18 protein-coding genes are annotated in these 18,857 nt (G+C 52.9%); 6 read left to right on the top strand and 12 right to left on the bottom strand.

From position 1 onward, the window contains the following. Positions 1-10: 10 nt before the first annotated feature. Both GP475_RS02805 and GP475_RS02800 read right to left on the bottom strand, forming a co-directional pair. Positions 11-1,546 carry a Y-family DNA polymerase gene (locus GP475_RS02805; RefSeq protein WP_262485223.1) on the bottom strand — a complete coding sequence of 512 codons (1,536 nt, stop codon included), beginning with the start codon at positions 1,544-1,546 and terminating at the stop codon, positions 11-13. Positions 1,547-1,557: 11 nt separating this feature from the next. Further along, positions 1,558-2,298 (bottom strand): hypothetical protein, encoded by a 741-nt coding sequence (locus tag GP475_RS02800; RefSeq protein ID WP_187975143.1) that lies wholly within the window; start codon positions 2,296-2,298, stop codon positions 1,558-1,560. A gap of 69 nt (positions 2,299-2,367) precedes the next feature. Between GP475_RS02800 and GP475_RS02795 the strand changes: the two genes are divergently transcribed. Beyond that, positions 2,368-2,745, top strand: a complete 378-nt coding sequence (locus tag GP475_RS02795; RefSeq protein WP_187975142.1) for a hypothetical protein — start codon at positions 2,368-2,370, stop codon at positions 2,743-2,745. A 44-nt stretch (positions 2,746-2,789) separates the two neighbouring features. Here the strand turns inward: GP475_RS02795 and GP475_RS02790 are convergent, their stop codons facing one another. From GP475_RS02790 to GP475_RS02780, 3 genes are read right to left on the bottom strand one after another with little or no spacing between them, the layout of a single operon-like run. Then, a complete protein-coding gene (locus tag GP475_RS02790) occupies positions 2,790-3,011 on the bottom strand; it encodes a hypothetical protein (RefSeq protein WP_187975141.1) in 222 nt (73 codons plus the stop codon). A gap of 46 nt (positions 3,012-3,057) precedes the next feature. Next, positions 3,058-3,702: a response regulator gene (locus tag GP475_RS02785; protein WP_187975140.1), complete on the bottom strand. Its 645-nt coding sequence runs from the start codon at positions 3,700-3,702 to the stop codon at positions 3,058-3,060. Between the two features lie 5 nt (positions 3,703-3,707). Beyond that, positions 3,708-5,009 carry an ATP-binding protein gene (locus GP475_RS02780; protein WP_187975139.1) on the bottom strand — a complete coding sequence of 434 codons (1,302 nt, stop codon included), beginning with the start codon at positions 5,007-5,009 and terminating at the stop codon, positions 3,708-3,710. Between the two features lie 117 nt (positions 5,010-5,126). Here GP475_RS02780 and GP475_RS02775 point away from each other — a divergent pair, with 117 nt between their 5' ends. After that, positions 5,127-6,158, top strand: a complete 1,032-nt coding sequence (locus tag GP475_RS02775) for a PspC domain-containing protein (RefSeq protein ID WP_187975138.1) — start codon at positions 5,127-5,129, stop codon at positions 6,156-6,158. Between the two features lies 1 nt (position 6,159). On the opposite strand, the gene guaA is transcribed toward GP475_RS02775, so the two are convergent. Genes guaA through guaB form a run of 3 tightly spaced genes read right to left on the bottom strand, consistent with a single transcriptional unit; the run spans position 6,160 to position 10,469 of the window. Then, complete coding sequence (gene guaA, locus GP475_RS02770) at positions 6,160-7,728, bottom strand: glutamine-hydrolyzing GMP synthase (protein ID WP_187975137.1); 1,569 nt, start codon at positions 7,726-7,728, stop codon at positions 6,160-6,162. 15 nt (positions 7,729-7,743) lie between these two features. Further along, positions 7,744-8,895 (bottom strand): GuaB3 family IMP dehydrogenase-related protein, encoded by a 1,152-nt coding sequence (locus GP475_RS02765; RefSeq protein WP_187975136.1) that lies wholly within the window; start codon positions 8,893-8,895, stop codon positions 7,744-7,746. Between the two features lie 53 nt (positions 8,896-8,948). Further along, entirely contained in the window at positions 8,949-10,469 is a 1,521-nt protein-coding gene (guaB, locus tag GP475_RS02760) for an IMP dehydrogenase (RefSeq protein ID WP_187975135.1), read from the bottom strand. 216 nt (positions 10,470-10,685) lie between these two features. On the opposite strand from guaB, the gene GP475_RS02755 reads away from it, so the two are divergent. Then, positions 10,686-11,003 (top strand): DUF5319 family protein, encoded by a 318-nt coding sequence (locus GP475_RS02755; protein ID WP_187975134.1) that lies wholly within the window; start codon positions 10,686-10,688, stop codon positions 11,001-11,003. A gap of 9 nt (positions 11,004-11,012) precedes the next feature. Here GP475_RS02755 and GP475_RS02750 read toward each other — a convergent pair whose 3' ends face one another. Together GP475_RS02750 and GP475_RS02745 are read right to left on the bottom strand one after the other, a co-directional pair. Further along, positions 11,013-11,789: a KH domain-containing protein gene (locus tag GP475_RS02750; RefSeq protein ID WP_187975133.1), complete on the bottom strand. Its 777-nt coding sequence runs from the start codon at positions 11,787-11,789 to the stop codon at positions 11,013-11,015. Beyond that, positions 11,786-12,355 (bottom strand): sigma-70 family RNA polymerase sigma factor, encoded by a 570-nt coding sequence (locus tag GP475_RS02745; protein ID WP_223144675.1) that lies wholly within the window; start codon positions 12,353-12,355, stop codon positions 11,786-11,788. The genes GP475_RS02750 and GP475_RS02745 overlap by 4 nt, the downstream gene beginning before the upstream one ends. Before the next feature lie 378 nt (positions 12,356-12,733). Between GP475_RS02745 and GP475_RS02740 the strand changes: the two genes are divergently transcribed. From GP475_RS02740 to GP475_RS02730, 3 genes are all read left to right on the top strand, one after another. Next, the gene (locus GP475_RS02740) at positions 12,734-13,009 is read left to right on the top strand and encodes a WhiB family transcriptional regulator (protein WP_187975131.1); all 276 of its coding nucleotides are present in this window, start codon (positions 12,734-12,736) and stop codon (positions 13,007-13,009) included. A gap of 197 nt (positions 13,010-13,206) precedes the next feature. Continuing rightward, complete coding sequence (locus GP475_RS02735; protein ID WP_187975130.1) at positions 13,207-14,700, top strand: peptide MFS transporter; 1,494 nt, start codon at positions 13,207-13,209, stop codon at positions 14,698-14,700. 31 nt (positions 14,701-14,731) lie between these two features. Next, on the top strand, positions 14,732-16,777 hold the full coding sequence (locus tag GP475_RS02730) for a CocE/NonD family hydrolase (RefSeq protein ID WP_187975129.1): 2,046 nt from the start codon (positions 14,732-14,734) through the stop codon (positions 16,775-16,777). Between the two features lie 94 nt (positions 16,778-16,871). On the opposite strand, the gene groL is transcribed toward GP475_RS02730, so the two are convergent. Continuing rightward, the gene (gene groL / locus GP475_RS02725; RefSeq protein ID WP_187975128.1) at positions 16,872-18,491 is read right to left on the bottom strand and encodes a chaperonin GroEL; all 1,620 of its coding nucleotides are present in this window, start codon (positions 18,489-18,491) and stop codon (positions 16,872-16,874) included. Positions 18,492-18,506: 15 nt separating this feature from the next. Then, complete coding sequence (gene groES / locus GP475_RS02720) at positions 18,507-18,806, bottom strand: co-chaperone GroES (RefSeq protein ID WP_187975127.1); 300 nt, start codon at positions 18,804-18,806, stop codon at positions 18,507-18,509. Positions 18,807-18,857 lie beyond the last annotated feature (51 nt).

Raw genomic sequence — 18,857 nt, 5'->3', positions numbered from 1 at the left:
CAAAGCACCCCTAGACGTAGCTTGCTTCAATTCTCCATTGCCCTTGTAGCCACACCATAAGCCAAGCACGCGGACGTTCCTCCCCTTCTGCCTGAGCAACAAGCTGGAGGCGAGCACAGCGCCCACCTCCGGCCAAAAGATCATCAACTGGCCAAGGCCCCGCCCACGCTAGGACTCGAAAACGTTGCTGTCCCCATCCCATAGCTACTGGTTCCCTCGTCAACAGCGCTTCCTGATTGACAAATACTGCTTGGCCTTGAGCGTCAACTAGAGAAATTCGGTGCGCAGGATGCTCCGGACCACCGCCCAAACGAGCTGGTAAAGGACCTAAAATAGCACCTTCCCACGGAGCCTTATGTGGCTGCTCTATGTCATCTTCCTCACCAAAAGGACGCATCCTAATTCTCTCCGCCACCCCACGCCCTCCAACGCTATGGGGTTCTACCACTGCCTGACAATCCAACATGGTTTGTACCCGTTGCGCTACCCGCTGTACCTGTGTGCGTTCTGAACGCCCACCCCACAATGGATCGGAACTATCGGGGGTGGAGACTTCTACCGGTTCTAGCGATAGTGCGGTCAGTCCACCACGACCACCAGAGTGTAACCAGGCATCCACTTGCCAACGGACTCGTTCTGCTGTGGCGGACTCAGTTAACGGGTCACGAGTACGCCACACCCGGCTAAGGTCTTCTTGTTGGATTTCAGCTTTAATGCGGAGCCGATGACATATCACCCCGGCCTGGTACAGGCGTTGATGTAATTGGTGGGCAAGCTTTCGGGCTAAAAACGCCGCCGTATCTATCCTGGTGATGGCTTCCTCAGGGAAATAGGAGACGCTCAAGTCCGGGGGAGGAGTTGCTGGCACCACACCATGGTGGCGGTCTGCTTGTTCCTGAGCGATGTTCCAGCAATGCACACCGGCGTGAGAAAAACGAGCCGCCATTGCAGACTTGGGTAGGTTCGCTACCTGCCCAAGGGTGTGAATACCAAGGTCTTTGAGGCGTTCTAGCACATCATGGTCGCAGCCTAGAGCCGGTTCTATGTCCAAGATGGATAAGGGAAGGGAGTCTAAAAAGGTGCGGGATTTTCCTTGGGGAACTACCTGACCGTAGCGAGCGGCCAGCACTGCGGTAGAGATGCTATCAGCTACGCCTAGGAAACAGTCACTACCGCGACGGGCCACAGCATCAAGGAGAAGTTCACCTGCTGTATCTTCCCCACCGTAATAATGGGCAGCAGCGGTGGCATCAAGGATCACCAAACCAGGTCTTAGTATTTCTGCCGCAGCCACAACCTCATCCACAGCCGCCACAATGCTGCTGAAAATACGAGCATCTCGATCCTGGTCCCGAGTTGCCAGAGATAGTTTCGGGCACAGAGCTTGAGCTTCGCGCAACCGCATCCCCCGACGCACCCCTGCATCACGAGCCTTAGTATCGCATACCCATATCCGGTGATCCGAAGCTAGTGCAGCCGGGGCGCAAAGACCAGCAGCTTGGATCGGCCAGTCGGGAAACCATAGGGCCATAATGCGAGAACTCATGGATAGGTTGTCTAGAGGGCTGATAACACCGAATATTCACGACCAGTTTCTCCCCCAGAGAGGTAGGTTTCACGAATAACTCCCCCTTCTTGAATCCCAAGTAATACCTCCCGAGACACACTATCTTTCCTTTTAATACATAGCAGAAGATCAATCTGGTTAATGCGATTTATTCCGCGCCCAATACCATGAAAATCCCAGATGTGGGCTTCTATTTCCACAGCAGTACCCGGAAGATGCCGCCCAACCATCAAAAAAGCAGCCGGAGCTAACCATATTTTCCCTAAGATAGAACGCGCTTGGCTATGCGTCAGGGGAGGTTGTGCAGTGTCCGATGGAATACGGCACACCACCAGATCCACTCCCTCGGCAAGAACCGTGGCAATAGTAAGCGCCTCTGCCCCTGGGTTGGGGACAGCTAACAGATAGGAAAGGTCTCCACCAGCCTCGGCGATAGCCGCATAACTTAATTCTGGCCATCCCACCACAGCAACATGTCCACCATGAGAACTAATATGAGCAATCACTATGGCAGCTAACATGGTGGATTCACTCATCTGAGTCACCCTATGACGAGCTAAACCCCCACCCGGCAAATATTGAGCTAAGACTGGCATGAGAGCAACAGTGTCCGCACTCGACGGCAGCGGCAACTCTTCCCCTCGCCCCATGCCGACAAGCTGAGCACGCAGAGTGGCGATTTTATCCGCCCGGCTCAACCCCTCCAAAGATAGAACACTTGTTCGAACCATAATTCACAGTATGCCGCTTTTTTCAACCCGGGTCAACACTGCTTTTCTCCCTTGTCAAACTATGTCACAATGTCTCCTATGCTTCCCGCTAGCCCCATCCCCACCCCAGCCTCAGTCAGAATCTTCGCTTCACTACTAACTGGGTTAGCCGTCGCCATTCTCTCCACCAGCCTTAGCCGCGGAGTTCAAGTATCAATCATGGTGCTATGCCACCCCTACCGGCGGAAAATCCGCACCTACCTCGAAAGCCACAATGTTGTCTACCGGCCCACTCTCACTTCCCTCTTCCCGCTCTTTCTCGTGTGGCTAGCGCTCATGTTGGTTCCGGTCTTGGCTCCGCTCCCCAGCTACGGAACTTTCCTGATCTGGATCGGAATCAGCGCCTGGATGTATCTCAGTATCCCCCATATCGATGGCTCCCGCGCACTAGCCCACATTTCCCACTAGGACTACAGCACTAAATGCACCGTCGTCGTGTCTTTAACGACGTTCTACTTTCGATACTGTTCTACGGTGTCTTCGATTTTATTATTGGCCCATACATAAAACCACTGCATGAGGCTAAATATCGCCCACATAACTAGAAGAGTAGGGGCAAGCCATAGCCAGGGGAAATGCCCTAACGCGACCACAAGAAAACTAAAGAGCACAGCAAAAAGCAGAGTTCTTCCTGGTTGAGTCTCAAAATTCTTGCGTGGTCTGGGGGCCATCATGATCCTTCCTGCTGCGACAAACCTATTGTTTTTTGTCTAACTACTTTTAATCTAGCGCTCGAGACTGAGCCCACCGGGTAAGCGCATATCTATTAGATTGTTGAGTTTTCCGTAAAATATTAGAGGCGTGAGTTTCTACGGTTTTGATAGAGATAAAAAGTCTTTGAGCAATTTCTCGATACGTATAGCCACGAGCTAATAACCGCAGAACTTCCTTTTCTCTCCGAGTCAAAGCATCCACAATGGGGTCATCTTCAGCGTGTTGGGCTTCTTTCGCTGGCTGACCACCGGCAAAAGCATCTAAAACAAAACCTGCTAATCGTGGTGAAAAGTACGCATCCCCACTGGCTACCTGAGTGATAGCAGCGGCCAAATCAGCCCCAGAAATTGATTTCCTCACATAACCACGCGCTCCAGCTCGAATTAACGCAATAACATCTTCTGCGGCATCAGATACGCTCAATGCTAAAAATCTGGTGTCGATGGTCGTTCCACGAATCACCGCTAAGCCACCGCCGTCGGGCATGTGGACGTCTAAGAGCACGACGTCCGGGTGCGTGCGTTCAATACCGGAGATCGCCTCAGTCACCGTGCCGGCTTCGCCGAGGACAGTCACACCACTGCCCATAAGTTCAGTGCGCACCCCGGCGCGAAAGACTGAATGATCGTCGACCAAAAACACAGACACCATAGATGTCATGCTAGCGGCACCACCAAGGAAATCTCTGTGCCCTCCCCCGGTGCGCTATGAATCTCTGCTTGACCACCGATGCGCTGCATCCGCCCGTAAATGGAGTCCCGGATCCCATGCCGGTGCGGAGCAACCTCCGAAAGCTCAAATCCTACCCCCCGGTCTCGAACATAAACCTCCAACGTATCCCCGGTATTTTCGGCATACACGTTAACTGTCTGTTGCCCGGAATGTCTCGCCGCATTTTGAATAGCTTCGCGCGCAGCCGCCGCCACAAGTTCAGTTTTTTCATCAAGCGGAAGATCATGGCCGACGCACACCGGAGCGATGCTCACCCCGTACCTATCTTCGATCTCGGCGGCAGCATTATTGAGAACTTGGAAAAACTGTCGTCCCCCAGGTACGGGAGGGTCAAAGAGCCATTGTCGAAGTTCTCTTTCTTGACCTCGGGCCAGGCGAGTTACTTCTCCGGAGTCTTCGGCCCGCTTTTGAATAAGCGCCAGCGTTTGCAGCACCGAATCATGAAGATGAGATGCCATTTCTGCCCGCTGATCTGCGGCCACCCGAGCGGTTTCTGTTGCTACTATTTGACGCCAGATTTTCATCAGGAGCGGAGCGGTTAAGAACAAAATTCCCAGGACAGTCAAAATGACCGTGATAAGGGCGGTGCCAAAACCACCGGTCCCGAGATTCCAGAGAACCACCCCGACGATGATTCCGCCCAACATCAAAATCGCGCCCACAATAACAGCTATTTTTGCTCCCCAGGACCCTACGCCTCGGTCATACGCCATCCAGGCAATAAATAACCCGCCCACTGTAAGCACCAAGGGAGCCAGGAAACCCACCGGGATGAGGTTAGGGAGGTTCCCAAACTTTAGGACAAAAAACACTCCGACAAGGACCACGAGCCACACGGAATTGCGGCCATGATGTGTGTTTTCACTCTTGGTTCGGGGTTGACTGTGTTGTGTTTGTGCAGACAGAGATTCATCTTCAGCAGGGGTGAAAGCCCATAAAGCGAGATACAGCGCCAGCCCTAACCCGGACACCATGACTAATAACAACAGACCTATCCGCACCATCCGGGTATCCCAACCGATGTGCTGGGCTAAACCAGCGGCTACTCCGCCGAGGACTCGATTCTGCGTCGGTCGCACAAAAACCGGATACGGGCTTATTGTCCTCCCAGATTCTTCTTCCCCGCGCGTTGTCAGATAGGAATCCACCCTTGTCCGCGCAGAGATATCCGACGGCTGAGACGTCGAATATGTTTCTTTCCTGCCTTCGTCCTGTGGAGGATACATACCTGTTATTCTTTCATCCTCTCAAGGGCATTGACATCGGTGATTACCCTGATTTTACGCAGAAGATCAGGGGCTTCCCCGATAGGAAAACCTGTGATCACCAGTCACACTAGAACTATGAACACCAATCATCCTTCCGCTCAGCCCAATCGTTCCTGGGATACCAGGATGAAAGATCTCTGGGCTACGCGCCCTTATCGACTACCCGACGAAGAAGGCGGTAACGCGATATTCGCCGGCGTCTGCGAAGGCATTGCCGTGCGTTACCAGGTTGATCCCACCCTGATCCGCGTTCTCCTTGCCCTTATCTCCATATTTGGCCTGGGCTCGGGTTTCTTTATTTACTTCCTCTGTTACTTGATATTCCCTCTTCCCAGCACCAAACGTTCCCCCTGGGAAGACATCCTCGATGGTCACGGTTCATTCGGCGCCTGGGCAGCGCTTATTCTCCTGGTGCTGGTATCTCTAGGATCAGCGGGCAGTAGCGCCGTTTTAAGCCTGGTGGCCATGCTTATTTTGTTTTGGTTTCTCTATGAACGCCAGCCCTATCCTCCTACGTCCCCAGGATCAGAGGCAGCTATTAGCTCCGACGTCCCGCTAAGCGGAGATCCACACCACCGCACTCCCCCAGCGTGGGATCCCTTAGGAACTGCTCCTTTTGCTTGGGATCTTCCGGAACCTGGACCCCGGCCGGAGGAGGGTCAGTCTCCCTCTTCTCACCGGAAACTCTGGAAAATTATTCTCGGGGCCGCGGCTGTGGTGGGAATCGTGACAGTAGGCTTAGGCTCCTTGATCTTTAGCTGGAACGTAGCTCATCACTTCAGCCCCTCACTCGGGGATCAAACTATCACCGTAAACCAGGTAGATGGTTTAGCATCTCACTATGAATCGTCTGTTGGTGATTTGAGCCTGGATCTCACTAACCTCCCAGCCTTGGATAAAGACACCACCATCACCATCAAGTCTGGGGTTGGTGACGTGGACTTATACCTTCCCAAAACAGTCCCCGTCGAGGTGAACTGCGCAGGCGGGATCGGCGATAGGGAATGTGGAGTATTCCCCGCCCAGGATGCGAGTAACAGCGCTAAACTCACCGTCGACCTTCATTCCGCAGTGGGTGACTTCTCCGTTCACCCACCACAGTCCTAGCCTATTCCCACTCAATAGTTGCCGGAGGTTTAGACGTAATATCTAGCACCACCCGATTAATCTCCGGCACCTCATTGGTGATCCGGGTGGAGATTTTCTCTAATACCTCATGGGGAACCCGCACCCAGTCGGCAGTCATAGCGTCTTCACTGGCGACCGGGCGTAGGACAAGAGGATGTCCATAGGTGCGGCCATCACCTTGCACGCCGACGGAACGAACATCAGCTAATAGCACCACGGGGCACTGCCAAATCTGATCATCAAGACCCGCAGCGGTGAGCTCTTCTCGAGCAATAGCATCAGCAGCCCTTAAGATCTCTAACCGCTCAGCAGTGACTTCTCCGATAATGCGGATTCCAAGTCCAGGGCCAGGGAAAGGTTGACGAGCCACAATGACCTCTGGCAAACCTAGCTCACGCCCGACGGCTCGCACCTCATCTTTGAAGAGCAGACGGAGCGGCTCTACCAGGGTAAATTCCACATCATCAGGCAAGCCGCCAACATTGTGGTGGCTCTTGATATTGGCAGTTCCAGCTCCTCCACCAGATTCCACAACATCTGGGTACAAGGTTCCTTGAACAAGGAAATCTACCTGTTGGCCTTCAAGCACCCCAGCCACAGCGCGTTCAAAGGCGCGAATAAACTCCGCCCCGATGGCTTTGCGCTTAGCCTCCGGTTCGCTGATCCCGGACAGCTTAGCTAAAAATGCCTGCTGCTCATCCATAGTGACAAGTTTTGCGCCCGTAGCAGCCACAAAGTCTTTTTCAACTTGCTCTCGTTCTCCGGCGCGCAACAAACCATGATCCACAAAGACACAAGTCAAGCGATCACCAATGGCGCGCTGCACCAAGGCTGCGGCAACGGCGGAGTCTACTCCTCCAGACAGTCCACAAATTGCCCGGCCAGTTTCTCCCACTTGCTCCTTCACCGCGGCGATAAGTTCTTCAGCGATATTCGCTGCGGTCCAATCTTGCTCTACCCCGGCAATCTCGGTTAAGAATCGGGTCAGGACTTCTTGCCCGTGGGGGGAATGAAGCACTTCAGGATGGTATTGCACTCCGGCCATGCGTCGGGCGGGACATTCAAAAGCCGCTACCGGAGCACCCTCAGTCCGGGCAGTAACCTCAAATCCTTCCGGGGCTTGAGATACCGCATCTCCATGGCTCATCCACACCTTATGGGTGTGTTCGAAACCTTGATGGAGGCTTCCGCCAAGAACATCTAAGTCAGTACGTCCATACTCCCGATTTCCGGTGTGGGAGACAGTTCCCCCCAGAGCATGGGTCATGGCCTGGAAACCATAACAAATACCGAAAACCGGTAACCCTAGCTCCAAGATCTCCGGATCTAAGGTGGGAGCACCTTCTGCATACACAGAGGCTGGCCCACCAGAAAGAATAAGAGCTACCGGATTTTTTTCTTTTATCTCCGCCACGGTTGCGGTATGTGGAATAACTTCCGAATACACTCGCGCTTCCCGCACCCGACGCGCAATGAGCTGCGCATACTGGGCGCCGAAATCAATAACCAGAACGGGCCGATGTTGAATACTTTGGTCAGGCTGTGTCACGGCCCTGATTCTACGTTACGAGAGGTCGGAAATAATGTTCAGATCCACTTTCTGGAAACGTTTCAAATCTGTGAAGCCGCACTTTGCCATGGCTCTGCGCAAACCACCGACAATATTTTCCCCACCCCAGACTTGGGTGGAGGGGCCGTGCAGAATATGGGCAAGGCTGGGGCGATCCACAGTTTCACAACCTTGATCGCTGATCTCTAGTGCGCGGCTTGCGAGCACAAACCCACGGGGGAAACGCGGATGGGCTGCTGCTGCTTGCCAGTACCACCCTTCAGCGGGGGTTTCTTGAGCGGGAGCAAGTACTTCGCCCAAAATAACGGCGTCAGCACCGCAAGCAATAGCTTTGGCCACATCTCCTGAGGTGTAAATCTCACCGTCGGCGATGACGTGAACGTAGCGGCCTTCGGTTTCATCGAGGTAATCACGCCGGGCTGCAGCAACATCAGCAATAGCTGTTGCCATGGGTGACTCTAATCCCAATGCCAAATCATTTGTATGCGAACCGCCGCCTACAATCACACCCGCTGCACCGCTTCGCATGAGGTGTAAGGCTGTAGTGTAATCACTGACCCCGCCGGCGATCACCGGGATATCAAGGGATCCGATGAATTCTTTCAGGTTCAGCGGTTCTCCATCACGACTGACGTGCTCTGCTGAGATGACGGTGCCTTGGATAAAAAGAATCTCTGCCCCGGCTTTAATAACGTGGGGCGCTAGTTCCCGAGCATTCTGGGGAGAAACGCGCACGGCTACCGTTGCCCCGGAATCCCTAACGTAGCGAATGCGTTCGCTTAAAAGGTCAACGTCTAGTGCAGCGGAGTGTAGCTCCTGCAAGGTTTGGATGGCTTCTCCTCGCTGGGCAGCCTTAGTAATCTCCTGGTAGGCAGCTTGAAGATCGCGGTGACGGCCCCACAAACCTTCCGCGTTAATAACCCCCAACCCGCCTTGGCGGTCCATGGCAATAATGAAATCGGGGTCAGCGAGCGCATCCGTAGGGTGGGAAGCCACCGGAATATCAAAGGTGTAGGCGTCGATATGCCAAGTGGTGTCTACTTCTGCTGAAGATCGAGTGCGCCGGGACGGCACAATTCCAATTTGTGACAACCGATAAGAGCGGCGAGCTTGGCGTCCAATCCCAATTTCAACATAATCACGCATAGTTCTTTTCCACTTCTTCCGATAGTTAAACCTGAGACCCTAAAAGTCCGGGCTTAGTGATAATTGGGCGCCTCAACAGTTTGGGTGATGTGGTGCGGGTGGGATTCTTTCAACCCTGCGGAGGTAATCTGAACGAATTGTGCCCGCTGCAGCTCTGCAATAGTAGCCGAGCCGGTGTAGCCCATCGCTGCGCGTAAGCCACCTACTAATTGGTGCGTAATGGAGTCTATCGAGCCACGGAATGGCACTCGTCCCTCAATTCCTTCCGGCACGAGTTTGTCATCACTTTTCACATCGGACTGGAAGTAGCGATCCTTAGAATAGGAGCGCTTTTCTCCACTAAGACCACGTCCTTGCATAGCTCCCATGGAACCCATGCCACGGTATCTCTTATATTGCTTGCCGTTGACCACCACAATGTCACCTGGGGCTTCGGTGGTTCCGGCCAGCATAGACCCCAGCATGACAGTGCTTGCTCCAGCTGCTAATGCCTTAGCAATATCACCGGAAAATTGCATTCCACCATCGGCAATAATCGGCACTCCGGCTTTCTTTGCTGGCACACTGGCTTCCATAATGGCGGTAATCTGCGGTGCGCCAACGCCGGCAACCACCCGAGTAGTGCAGATGGATCCTGGACCAATTCCCACCTTCACGGCATCTGCCCCGGCGTCGATCATCGCAGCTGCCGCTTGGCGAGTAGCAAGATTTCCACCAATAACATCTACTTTTTCGCCAAATTCCTGTTTTACCTGAGAAACCATCTCTAAGACTCCGCGATTATGGGCGTGAGCGGTATCGACGATGAGCGCGTCAACTCCGGCGTCAACTAGCGCATGGGCACGTTTCCAGGAATCCGGCCCGGTGCCAATACCGGCGGCAACTAATAGCCGTCCAGCGGAATCCTTCGAAGCATTGGGATATTGCTCAGATTTAACGAAGTCTTTCACCGTGATTAATCCGGTTAATTTCCCGGATTTATCCACGATCGGTAGCTTTTCGACCTTGTTGTTGCTCAGCAGGTTGAGTGCTTCCTCCTTGCTCACCCCTTCGGGAGCTACCACAAGAGGCATGGGAGTCATGACTTCGGCAACTTTACGATGGACATCTGGTTCAAATCTCATATCTCGGTTGGTGCAGATACCCACCAAGATCCCATCTTTATCAACTACGGGCAGACCAGAGATACGAAAGCGAGCGCATAAAGCATCAACATCGGCAATGGTCATGTCCGGGCTACAGGTAACCGGGTCAGTGACCATTCCTGATTCAGAGCGTTTCACAATCTCAACATTGCCGGCCTGTTCCTCAATAGAGAGATTGCGGTGGAGAACCCCGAGGCCGCCTTGGCGGGCCATAGCCACTGCCATTCGAGCTTCAGTCACCGTGTCCATTGCCGCTGAGATCACCGGGATCCCGAGCGAAATATTGCGCGATAATTGAGTAGAAGTATCAACTTCACTGGGAATCACATCAGACTCTGCCGGTAACAACAGCACATCATCAAAAGTAAGACCCACGAGGGCCACCTTGTTCGGATCATCACCACCGGTAGACACGCGCTGATCGCTCATAAATTAGCCTTCCTCTCCGCAACTTTATCCACGGGTTTTCCGCTGAAGCCTTCTTGTGCTTTTACTTTAGTCGGAGCTAGTTTGTGCGCTGTGGCGCCCCCACTTCTCCGGAGCTGTGTTGCTGATTGTCCAGCCGGCACATAGGGTAACCGTTGTGTTTCCCCATTTCGAACTCCCACCTGACCCTTTTGCCGATGACCCTAATGTCCGGCCAGTTTGATAGAAGATGATGACGCCGGTGAGTTCCTCCCCATGGATGTTGAGGAAACACGTAAGCAGGTGGAAATGAGTTTGGACTATGCCTACCAGTGTCTAAAGATTCTTGCCCCCATGGGGATCCGAGGAGTTTCCGCCTGGTGCGAGTCCTGCGAAATTGAACATTACTATGATTGGGATATCGTAATCCGCAATCTTAAGGATAACTTGGCAGGCCAACCGGCTTCCCCGCACGAACCTGCCGTCGATGTCGACCCTTCTGACTATCGGACCTGGGACTATTGCTGCGGTTTCATTGACGGCTGTTCACAAAGATAACAAGGCGCCTTAATGAGGCGAACCAGTACTACTGCTTTGAGCGGCTTCGGGCAGAGGAGCCTCTCTATTGCTCTCACTTGTTGAGGTCGTACTACTCGAAGCCGGGGTGGGTTCTTTCGTCGGAGTCACTACCTGAGTCGTAGTCCTGGTTACAGTTTCTGTGACCGTCATCGGATCTCCAGCCGGAGGTGCAGGAGCAGTGACTGTTACTGTCACAGGTGCATTCCGGTTAGGCTCAGAAACTGGATCGACGCTTTGGCGGTTTTGATCTTTCCGCTCTAGGGATCCCCTTGCTTTAGCCACTAATTCCCTGAGCACAGTCGGGCTGCTGCCAGCATCTACGGCGGCATCAATATCATCGAGAGTTCCAGAAAGTTCGACGACTGCAGCCCGATCCTCAAAAATCTTGGAGGATAGACCCCACAAGGGGGATCCCGGCTGGACGTTATAGAGCAGGGCGCCGGATCCAGCAATGAGGAGTGTTGCTGCTGCTGCCCCGACTAAAGCGCTAGAAACATGGTTCAGCCATCCACGGCGACGTCGGGCGGTGAAGTCAATAATCTCAGCACTACCTTCTGGTGCAGTATCCCCACCAACTCCTGGAACCTCGGGCATAGGAGCGTGAGTCTCTGCTCGTAGCTCTAATAAGAGAGCGGCAAGTTCATCTTTGCCATGAGAGGGATCTTTCCCCTTGCTTAATGCGGTGAGGAACGCATCATCAGCAGCCACCGGGTCAGGCCGATGGGACCGATGCCAGCTAGCACCTTCTCTACGATGCTTCGTCACTGTTCCTCCTCTTGATCCAGCTGCCGCCTTAAAGTAGCCAGGGCTCGGTGTTGGGCTACCCGTACTGCACCGGGTGTACTCCCTACGATGGCCGCTGTCTCTTCTGCGCTTAAACCTTCAAATACTCTTAGGATGAGAATATTTCTTGACTTCTCACTCAATGAATCGAGAAGAAGGCGCACTCTGTTACTTCCAGAAGAAATCATTGCTAATTCTTCTGGCGTGTCGTGTTCCACAGCGGTTTCTGGCACCTCTTCGGTGGGATTGAGACGGTCCCGAGCTAGAGATCGATGCGCATCTGCCACCTTATTAAAAGCGATGCCGTAGACAAATGCCATAAAAGGGCGTCCGCGATCTACGTAGGAGTGAATAGAGGTAGAAACAGCAAAACATATATCTTGCGCAACATCTTCAGGCGTCGGGGTAACACCCCCACTGATGCGGGCGCGCGTGTATCTCAACACCGGAGGATAAATTAGTCGAATTACCTTATTCAATGCTGCAGCGTCACCAGAAACAGCCTGGGGTACCCATTGTCCCAGTTGCTCCTCTGTATCAGCTACCACATTCTCTCCCTTTTCTTCGGGACCTCCATCACACCTAGGAGAAGTGCGCACTCTTAATGACACCAAGATACGTGACGTAGAATCCTAGCCGCCTATTGGTCCTCCTACACTTTAGCGAGAGCGCGCGTGTACCCACCCGCTTAGGCCCACCAAGTATAAACCAAGATCAGCCTTATATTACATATATATTTTTACCTTAATGACTTATCGTTACTGGACAATAAACTACCCGTCACAAGTACCTGAGCAATCACTGATAGCTTTAACCGCATTGGCACCTAACTGGCATCTAGGCTTCATGTTCCCGACATCTCCAGTTCATTCACTCAGCCCACACTGAGAGACATTAGCCTCGAATGGAAGGGAGATTATTCGACCATGACACTCCATCAGCACCTCCCCGGCCCTACAGCTGAGCTGTGGGAATGGCAACTCTTCGGCGCCTGCCGAGGGGCTGAATCAGAGGTGTTTTATCACCCCGAAGGAGAACGTGGACGCGCCCGCCTCCAACGAGAGCGCCGTGCAAAAGCGATTTGCCACACCTGCCCAGTACTTCTGGAATGCCGTCGCCACGCCCTCGAAACTCAGGAACCCTATGGGGTGTGGGGCGGATTAGGCGAAAATGAACGCCATGCCCTCATCCGGGGGATTTAGATAATACCTTCACCCCTCGCCACAAACCAGGGGAATAATTTTTTCACCCCTAACCTTTCTGCGCCCCACCCTCTAGCATGGGGAATAAAGAGAAGAAATGCAGCTCATTTTATTGATAGGGCACTTATCTTCTGTTTATCTTCTTAGCCGATTCACTTCTGATCGGCACATGTGGCTAATCGCGGAAAGGTTGGATCATGTCACTATCACCGCCATCTTCCCCCGTTCCCTCCGAAAAATCCGAAGCTCCCCACTCGTTTCTGGGGCATCCACCGGGCTTAGCAACCCTTTTTGGCTTGGAACTTTGGGAAAGATTTTCCTATCTTGGGTTCCAGGCAATCTTGGCCCTCTACTTCGCCGACGCTATCGCTCATGGCGGCCTCGGCTACTCCCAAAGCACTGCCTCATCGGTTGTCGCCGCTTATGGTGCATTAGTTTATTTATTGGCTATTGCTGGGGCTTGGGTAGCAGATCGAATCACTGGCACCTATCGCGCCGTCCTCTGGGGTGGAGTCATTATCGCTGCCGGCCACGTCTTTATGGGAATCCCTAGAGAATCAGCAACGTGGATTGGCTTAGGTCTTATTATCCTAGGCACCGGTCTTCTTAAGCCAAATGTTTCTACCATGGTCGGCCAGCTTTATGACAAAGCAGACCGACGACGAGACGCCGGATTTTCTATCTACTACTCCGGCATCAATATCGGCGCTTTCCTCGGTCCATTAGTAGCTGGATTTTTAGGCCAAAACTACAATTGGCATTATGGCTTTAGCGTCGCCGCAGTAGGCATGTTCCTAGGACTTACCCAATACGTATTGGGTCGCCGCCGCCTCGCCGAGAGTAGTCACACTACCCCGATGAAACCTCGCTTCCACCCAGGTCGGCACTTTTATCTTGTCCTCACACTTGTAGTTCTTAGCATTCTGGCTGGGTTTATTTTTGGCACGCAGGAAAAAGATGGGTTGGCGATACTTGTTAATATTATTAGCGCTATTACCGCTATTGTTCCTATTTTCTTTCTCGGAGTAATTTTCTTTTCCGAAAAAGTTACCTCTGAGGAGAGGAGGAATCTTGGACCTTATTCCTTACTCCTTATAGCGTTGGTGCTTTATAACTTACTTTATTTCCAAACAGGTAACACGCTAAATTTCCTTGCGCTGGAGCACACTCGTAATTCACTTGCTGGGTTCAACTATCCCTCGACCTGGTATATCTCGTTGACGGCCATCATTGAAATTGCCCTTGGCCCCGTATTAGCCGGTATTTGGGTGAAATTAGGTTCACGTCAACCTCATGCCGCAGCAAAGGTGGGCCTCGGAGCAGCTTTGGGTGGTGCCGGCTTTCTCATCATTGCGGCGGGAGCGTGGTTCAGCGGAGGAGATGTCCTCATCCCCGCTTTGTGGATGGTGGCGTGTTATGTCTTTCTTGGGGTAGGTGACTTGGTCCTCCAAACATCGGGCATGTCAGCCACCACTAAATTAGCCCCGCGAGCTTTCGCCTCTCAAACCATGGCCTTGTGGTTTGCTGCTATGGCTTTGGCTCAGGGAATCCAAGCTCAGATAGTGAAAACGTTCGACGCCGCTCAGGCGCCACTTTTCTTCGGCAGTCAAGGAGCTGTTGTTGTTAGCTATGGAGTACTCCTCATGCTGTTGAGTCCCTGGTTGCGTCGCCGAATGACCGCTATTTCTTAAACCTCATTCGTACCTATCTGGAGGACGCCTGATGCGCTATATCTCTTCATTCCCGTTTCAAACTAAAATCATTCACGATTGGATTCCCCTCTCAGACGGAACCAAACTTTGGTATAAAGCTTGGCTTCCGATCACTTCTCAACCAGTCCCCGCCATCCTGGAGTATCTCCCGTATCGTGCCGGTGATTGGACTGCTCCCCGTGACCATGAACGTCATCCCTTTTATGCTGGTCACGGCTATGCGTCAATTCGCGTTGACATCCGTGGACATGGTAATTCCGAAGGTGTTCCTGGGGATGAATATGATGCCCAAGAACTTGCTGATGGCGTCGAGGTTATCCACTGGATTGCGGAACAACCGTGGTGCACCGGGAAAGTCGGCATGTTCGGCATAAGTTGGGGTGGATTCAATTCCCTGCAATTAGCTGCCCTACAGCCACCACCTCTTAAAGCCATAGTAACTACCTGTTCCACCGATGACCGCTATGACAATGACGTCCATTATTTCGGCGGTTCCCTCTTAGGGGTAGATATGCACGCCTGGGCAGCCACCATGTTGGCCTTTGAATCCCGCCCACCAGACATCGCAGTGTGGGGGGATGCTTGGTTAGATCAATGGATCTATCGACTCAACCGAATGGAGCCTTTTATTGATACCTGGCTAAGCCATCAAACGCGTGATTCCTATTGGCAACATGGATCAGTATGTGAGGACTATTCCGCCCTCAACGCGGCTGTCCTCGCGGTTGGCGGCTGGTGTGACCCCTACCGAGACACCGTATTAAGGCTGTGTCACCATCTTTCTGCGCTCGATAAACCCGTCCGCGGAATCATTGGGCCGTGGGCACATCAATACCCAGACCGAGACCTGCGCCCCGGACCTCATATTGATTTCCTCAAAGAAACCCTCAGGTGGTGGGATTATTGGCTGAAAAATGAGGATAATGGCGCGTTAGATACGCCGCTATTGCACACGTGGATCACTGATTCTCTCCCGCCAGCTCCCGCCTATGATTGTTTACCTGGCCGATGGGTAGCCACCGCCCAGTGGCCGTCGGACTCTATTAGTACCTCCCTATGGGAGCTGTCTACGGCACACCTGAGTCCGTTGAGTTCCCGCAGCTCCGAGGGAATCAGGATCCGCACACCTCAGCACTGTGGTAGTTGCGCTGGACGCTACTTCCCTTTCGGAAATGATGCCGACCTCCCCATTGATCAGCGCTATGATGATGGTCTTTCTACCCTCTTTGACTTCCCCCTGGATACTGACCTGGAGATACTAGGAAATTGTCGGCTCCATCTCAACGTGTGCTCCGAAACTACCCGCGGCCAAATTTATGTGCGCCTATGCGATGTTGCACCCGACGGCAGCTCCACGCTCATTACCCGCGGAAACCTCAATTTCAGTTCCCGTGAGGGACGGGACAAAGCTATCCCCATGCCTCCCCATCAATGGGTGAACGTAGAAGTTCCGCTGACGGGGATTGGTTATCGAATCCCTGCCGGACATGTCCTCCGGGTTGCTCTTTCCACTGCCTACTGGCCATGGATTTGGCCACAACCAGAATGCGGGGATCTGCTCATAGATCCATATACCTCTGCTGTGGAGATGAGTCTTCGTAACGTTCCAGCAGCAGCTGAGCTTCCCGCGCCGGAATTTGATTCTCCGGTCCAGGCTGAACCCTTAGCAGTGTCCTATCCAGAATCTACCGGCGCTGGTTCTCAGCGACCTGAGCGGCTCATCAGTCACGATATAGCGGCCCAGGAAACGTTTATTCAAGTTGATCCGGCCTATGGCGGTACTCGGATTTACCCTGATGGGCTCCACTTTGAAGAGGACTCAGTGGAACGTTATTGGATTCGGTGGGATGATCCACTTAGTGCCCGTACCCAATCACAATGGTCAATCCGCCTCTCCCGCCCCGATCACGGCTGGCTGGCTCGCTTAACCGCAGATACTGAGATTCGCTGTGATGCCGAAAATTTCTACACCCTCTCCCGCGTTCATTGCTGGGCTGGGGATGAGGAAGTTTTCCACAAAACCTGGGAAAGAACCATTCCTCGACAGGTGTCCTAAGCTCCCCCCGATCACAAGACAGAAAAACGCTCCTCTTTCTTGCTTCTTTTTTAGAAAGAGGAGCGTTTTTAAGCAGAGACCAGGTTTTTAGGACTTAGTGGTGATGATGTCCGTGTCCCTGAGCAGCTTCTTCTGGATCTTGTGGCTTTTCGACAATCGAGGCCTCGGTGGTCAGCACCATCCGAGCCACGGAGGTGGCATTAACCACAGCGGAGTGAGTAACCTTCACCGGATCAATGATGCCTTGTTCAATCAAGTTGCCATATTCCAAGGTAGCGGCGTTAAGGCCCATTCCATTAGGAAGCTCAGCGGTACGAGCAACAACCACTGAACCATCGAGACCAGCGTTATCGGCAATCCAATAGGTGGGCTTTACTAGGGCACGAGCTAAAGCCAGCACCCCGGTTTTTGCCTCACCCTCGAACTCGGCAGCATAGTCTTTAAGCTGCTCGGCGATCTGTACGAGTACAGATCCACCACCAGCGATAACGCCTTCTTGCACGGCGGCGCGAGCAGCATTAATAGCATCCTCTACTCGCAATTTGCGCTCAGAAACCTCAGTCTCAGTAGCCGCACCGACCTTAATCACGGCGACTCCACCAGACAGTTTCGCGAGACGCTCTTCCAGCTTCTCTTTATCCCAACTGGAATCAGTGCTCTCAATTTCGCGGCGAATCTGCTCCCGACGTTTTTCGACGTCCTCAGCAGTGCCAGCCCCATCAACAATGACGGTTTCATCCTTGGTCACGGTGATGCGTCGAGCACTACCAAACACGGAAGCATCTGCCTCATGCAGATTGATTCCTACCTCGGGATCAATCACCGTAGCGCCGGTTACCACAGCAAGGTCATCCATAAAAGCCTTACGGCGATCCCCAAAGTAAGGGGACTTCACAGCGACAGCTTTCAATGTCTTGCGAATGGAGTTCACCACGAGCGTCTGGAGCGGCTCACCCTCAATATCTTCTGCGATAATAAGCACCTGCTTGCCGGATTCTACGACCTTTTCCAGGATCGGAAGGAAATCCGGAAGGGAGGAGATCTTATTACGGACCAACAGAACTAACGCATCATCGAGGACTGCCTGCTGGCTGTCGGTATCGGTGATGAAATAAGGAGACAAGAAACCCTTATCGAAAGAAATTCCTTCAGTAATGTCCAGGTAGGACTCAATAGACTGGGATTCCTCAACAGTCAGTACCCCATCTTTTCCTACCTTTTCCATGGCCTGAGCCACCATGTCTCCCACGACCTCGTCGCGAGAAGAAACGGTAGCAACATTAGCAATTTCAGCGGTCTCTGAAATCTCCGTTGCCCGAGCTTGAAGTTCACTAACAACTTTTTCTGCAGCGGCCTCAATACCCCGGTTCAATTCGATGGGGTTAGCTCCAGCAGCGACATTCCGCAACCCTTCTTGGATGAGTGCCTGAGCTAATAACGTCGCGGTAGTGGTTCCGTCACCGGCAATGTCATTGGTCTTGACGGCAACAGACTTCACCAGCTGAGCGCCCAGGTTCTCAAAAGGTTCATCTAGGTCAATATCGCGGGCAATGGTCACGCCGTCATTGGTAACCGTCGGGCCACCAAAGGACTTATCCAACACCACGTTTCGACCCCGTGGCCCTAAGGTAACTTTGACGGCATCCGCAAGGGTGTCAACGCCACGCAGCAGATGCTCACGGGCTTCCTGATCAAAAGCGATCAGCTTTGGCATAGAGGCGTACCCCCTTTAGCTTTCGACGATGGCCAAGATGTCACGAGCAGAAAGAATGAGGTAATCCTGCCCGTTGTACTTAATCTCGGTTCCGCCATACTTGGAGAAGATCACAGTGTCACCTTCTTTGACGTCGAGCGGAATACGATCACCCTTCTCATCAAAACGGCCTGGGCCCACAGCAATAACAGAGGCCTCTTGCGGCTTCTCCTTAGCAGAATCAGGGATCACCAACCCAGATGCGGTGGTGGTTTCAGCTTCCTTGATTTGAACCAGGATACGGTCCTCAAGCGGCTTGATGTTGACGTTCGCCACGATTTTCCTCCATGTGGATATGTATGGACTGTGAATGATGCCGGTTGTGGA

The organism is Corynebacterium poyangense, from assembly GCF_014522205.1.
Classification (GTDB): domain Bacteria; phylum Actinomycetota; class Actinomycetes; order Mycobacteriales; family Mycobacteriaceae; genus Corynebacterium; species Corynebacterium poyangense.
This window is presented reverse-complemented; position numbering and strand designations above follow the sequence as displayed.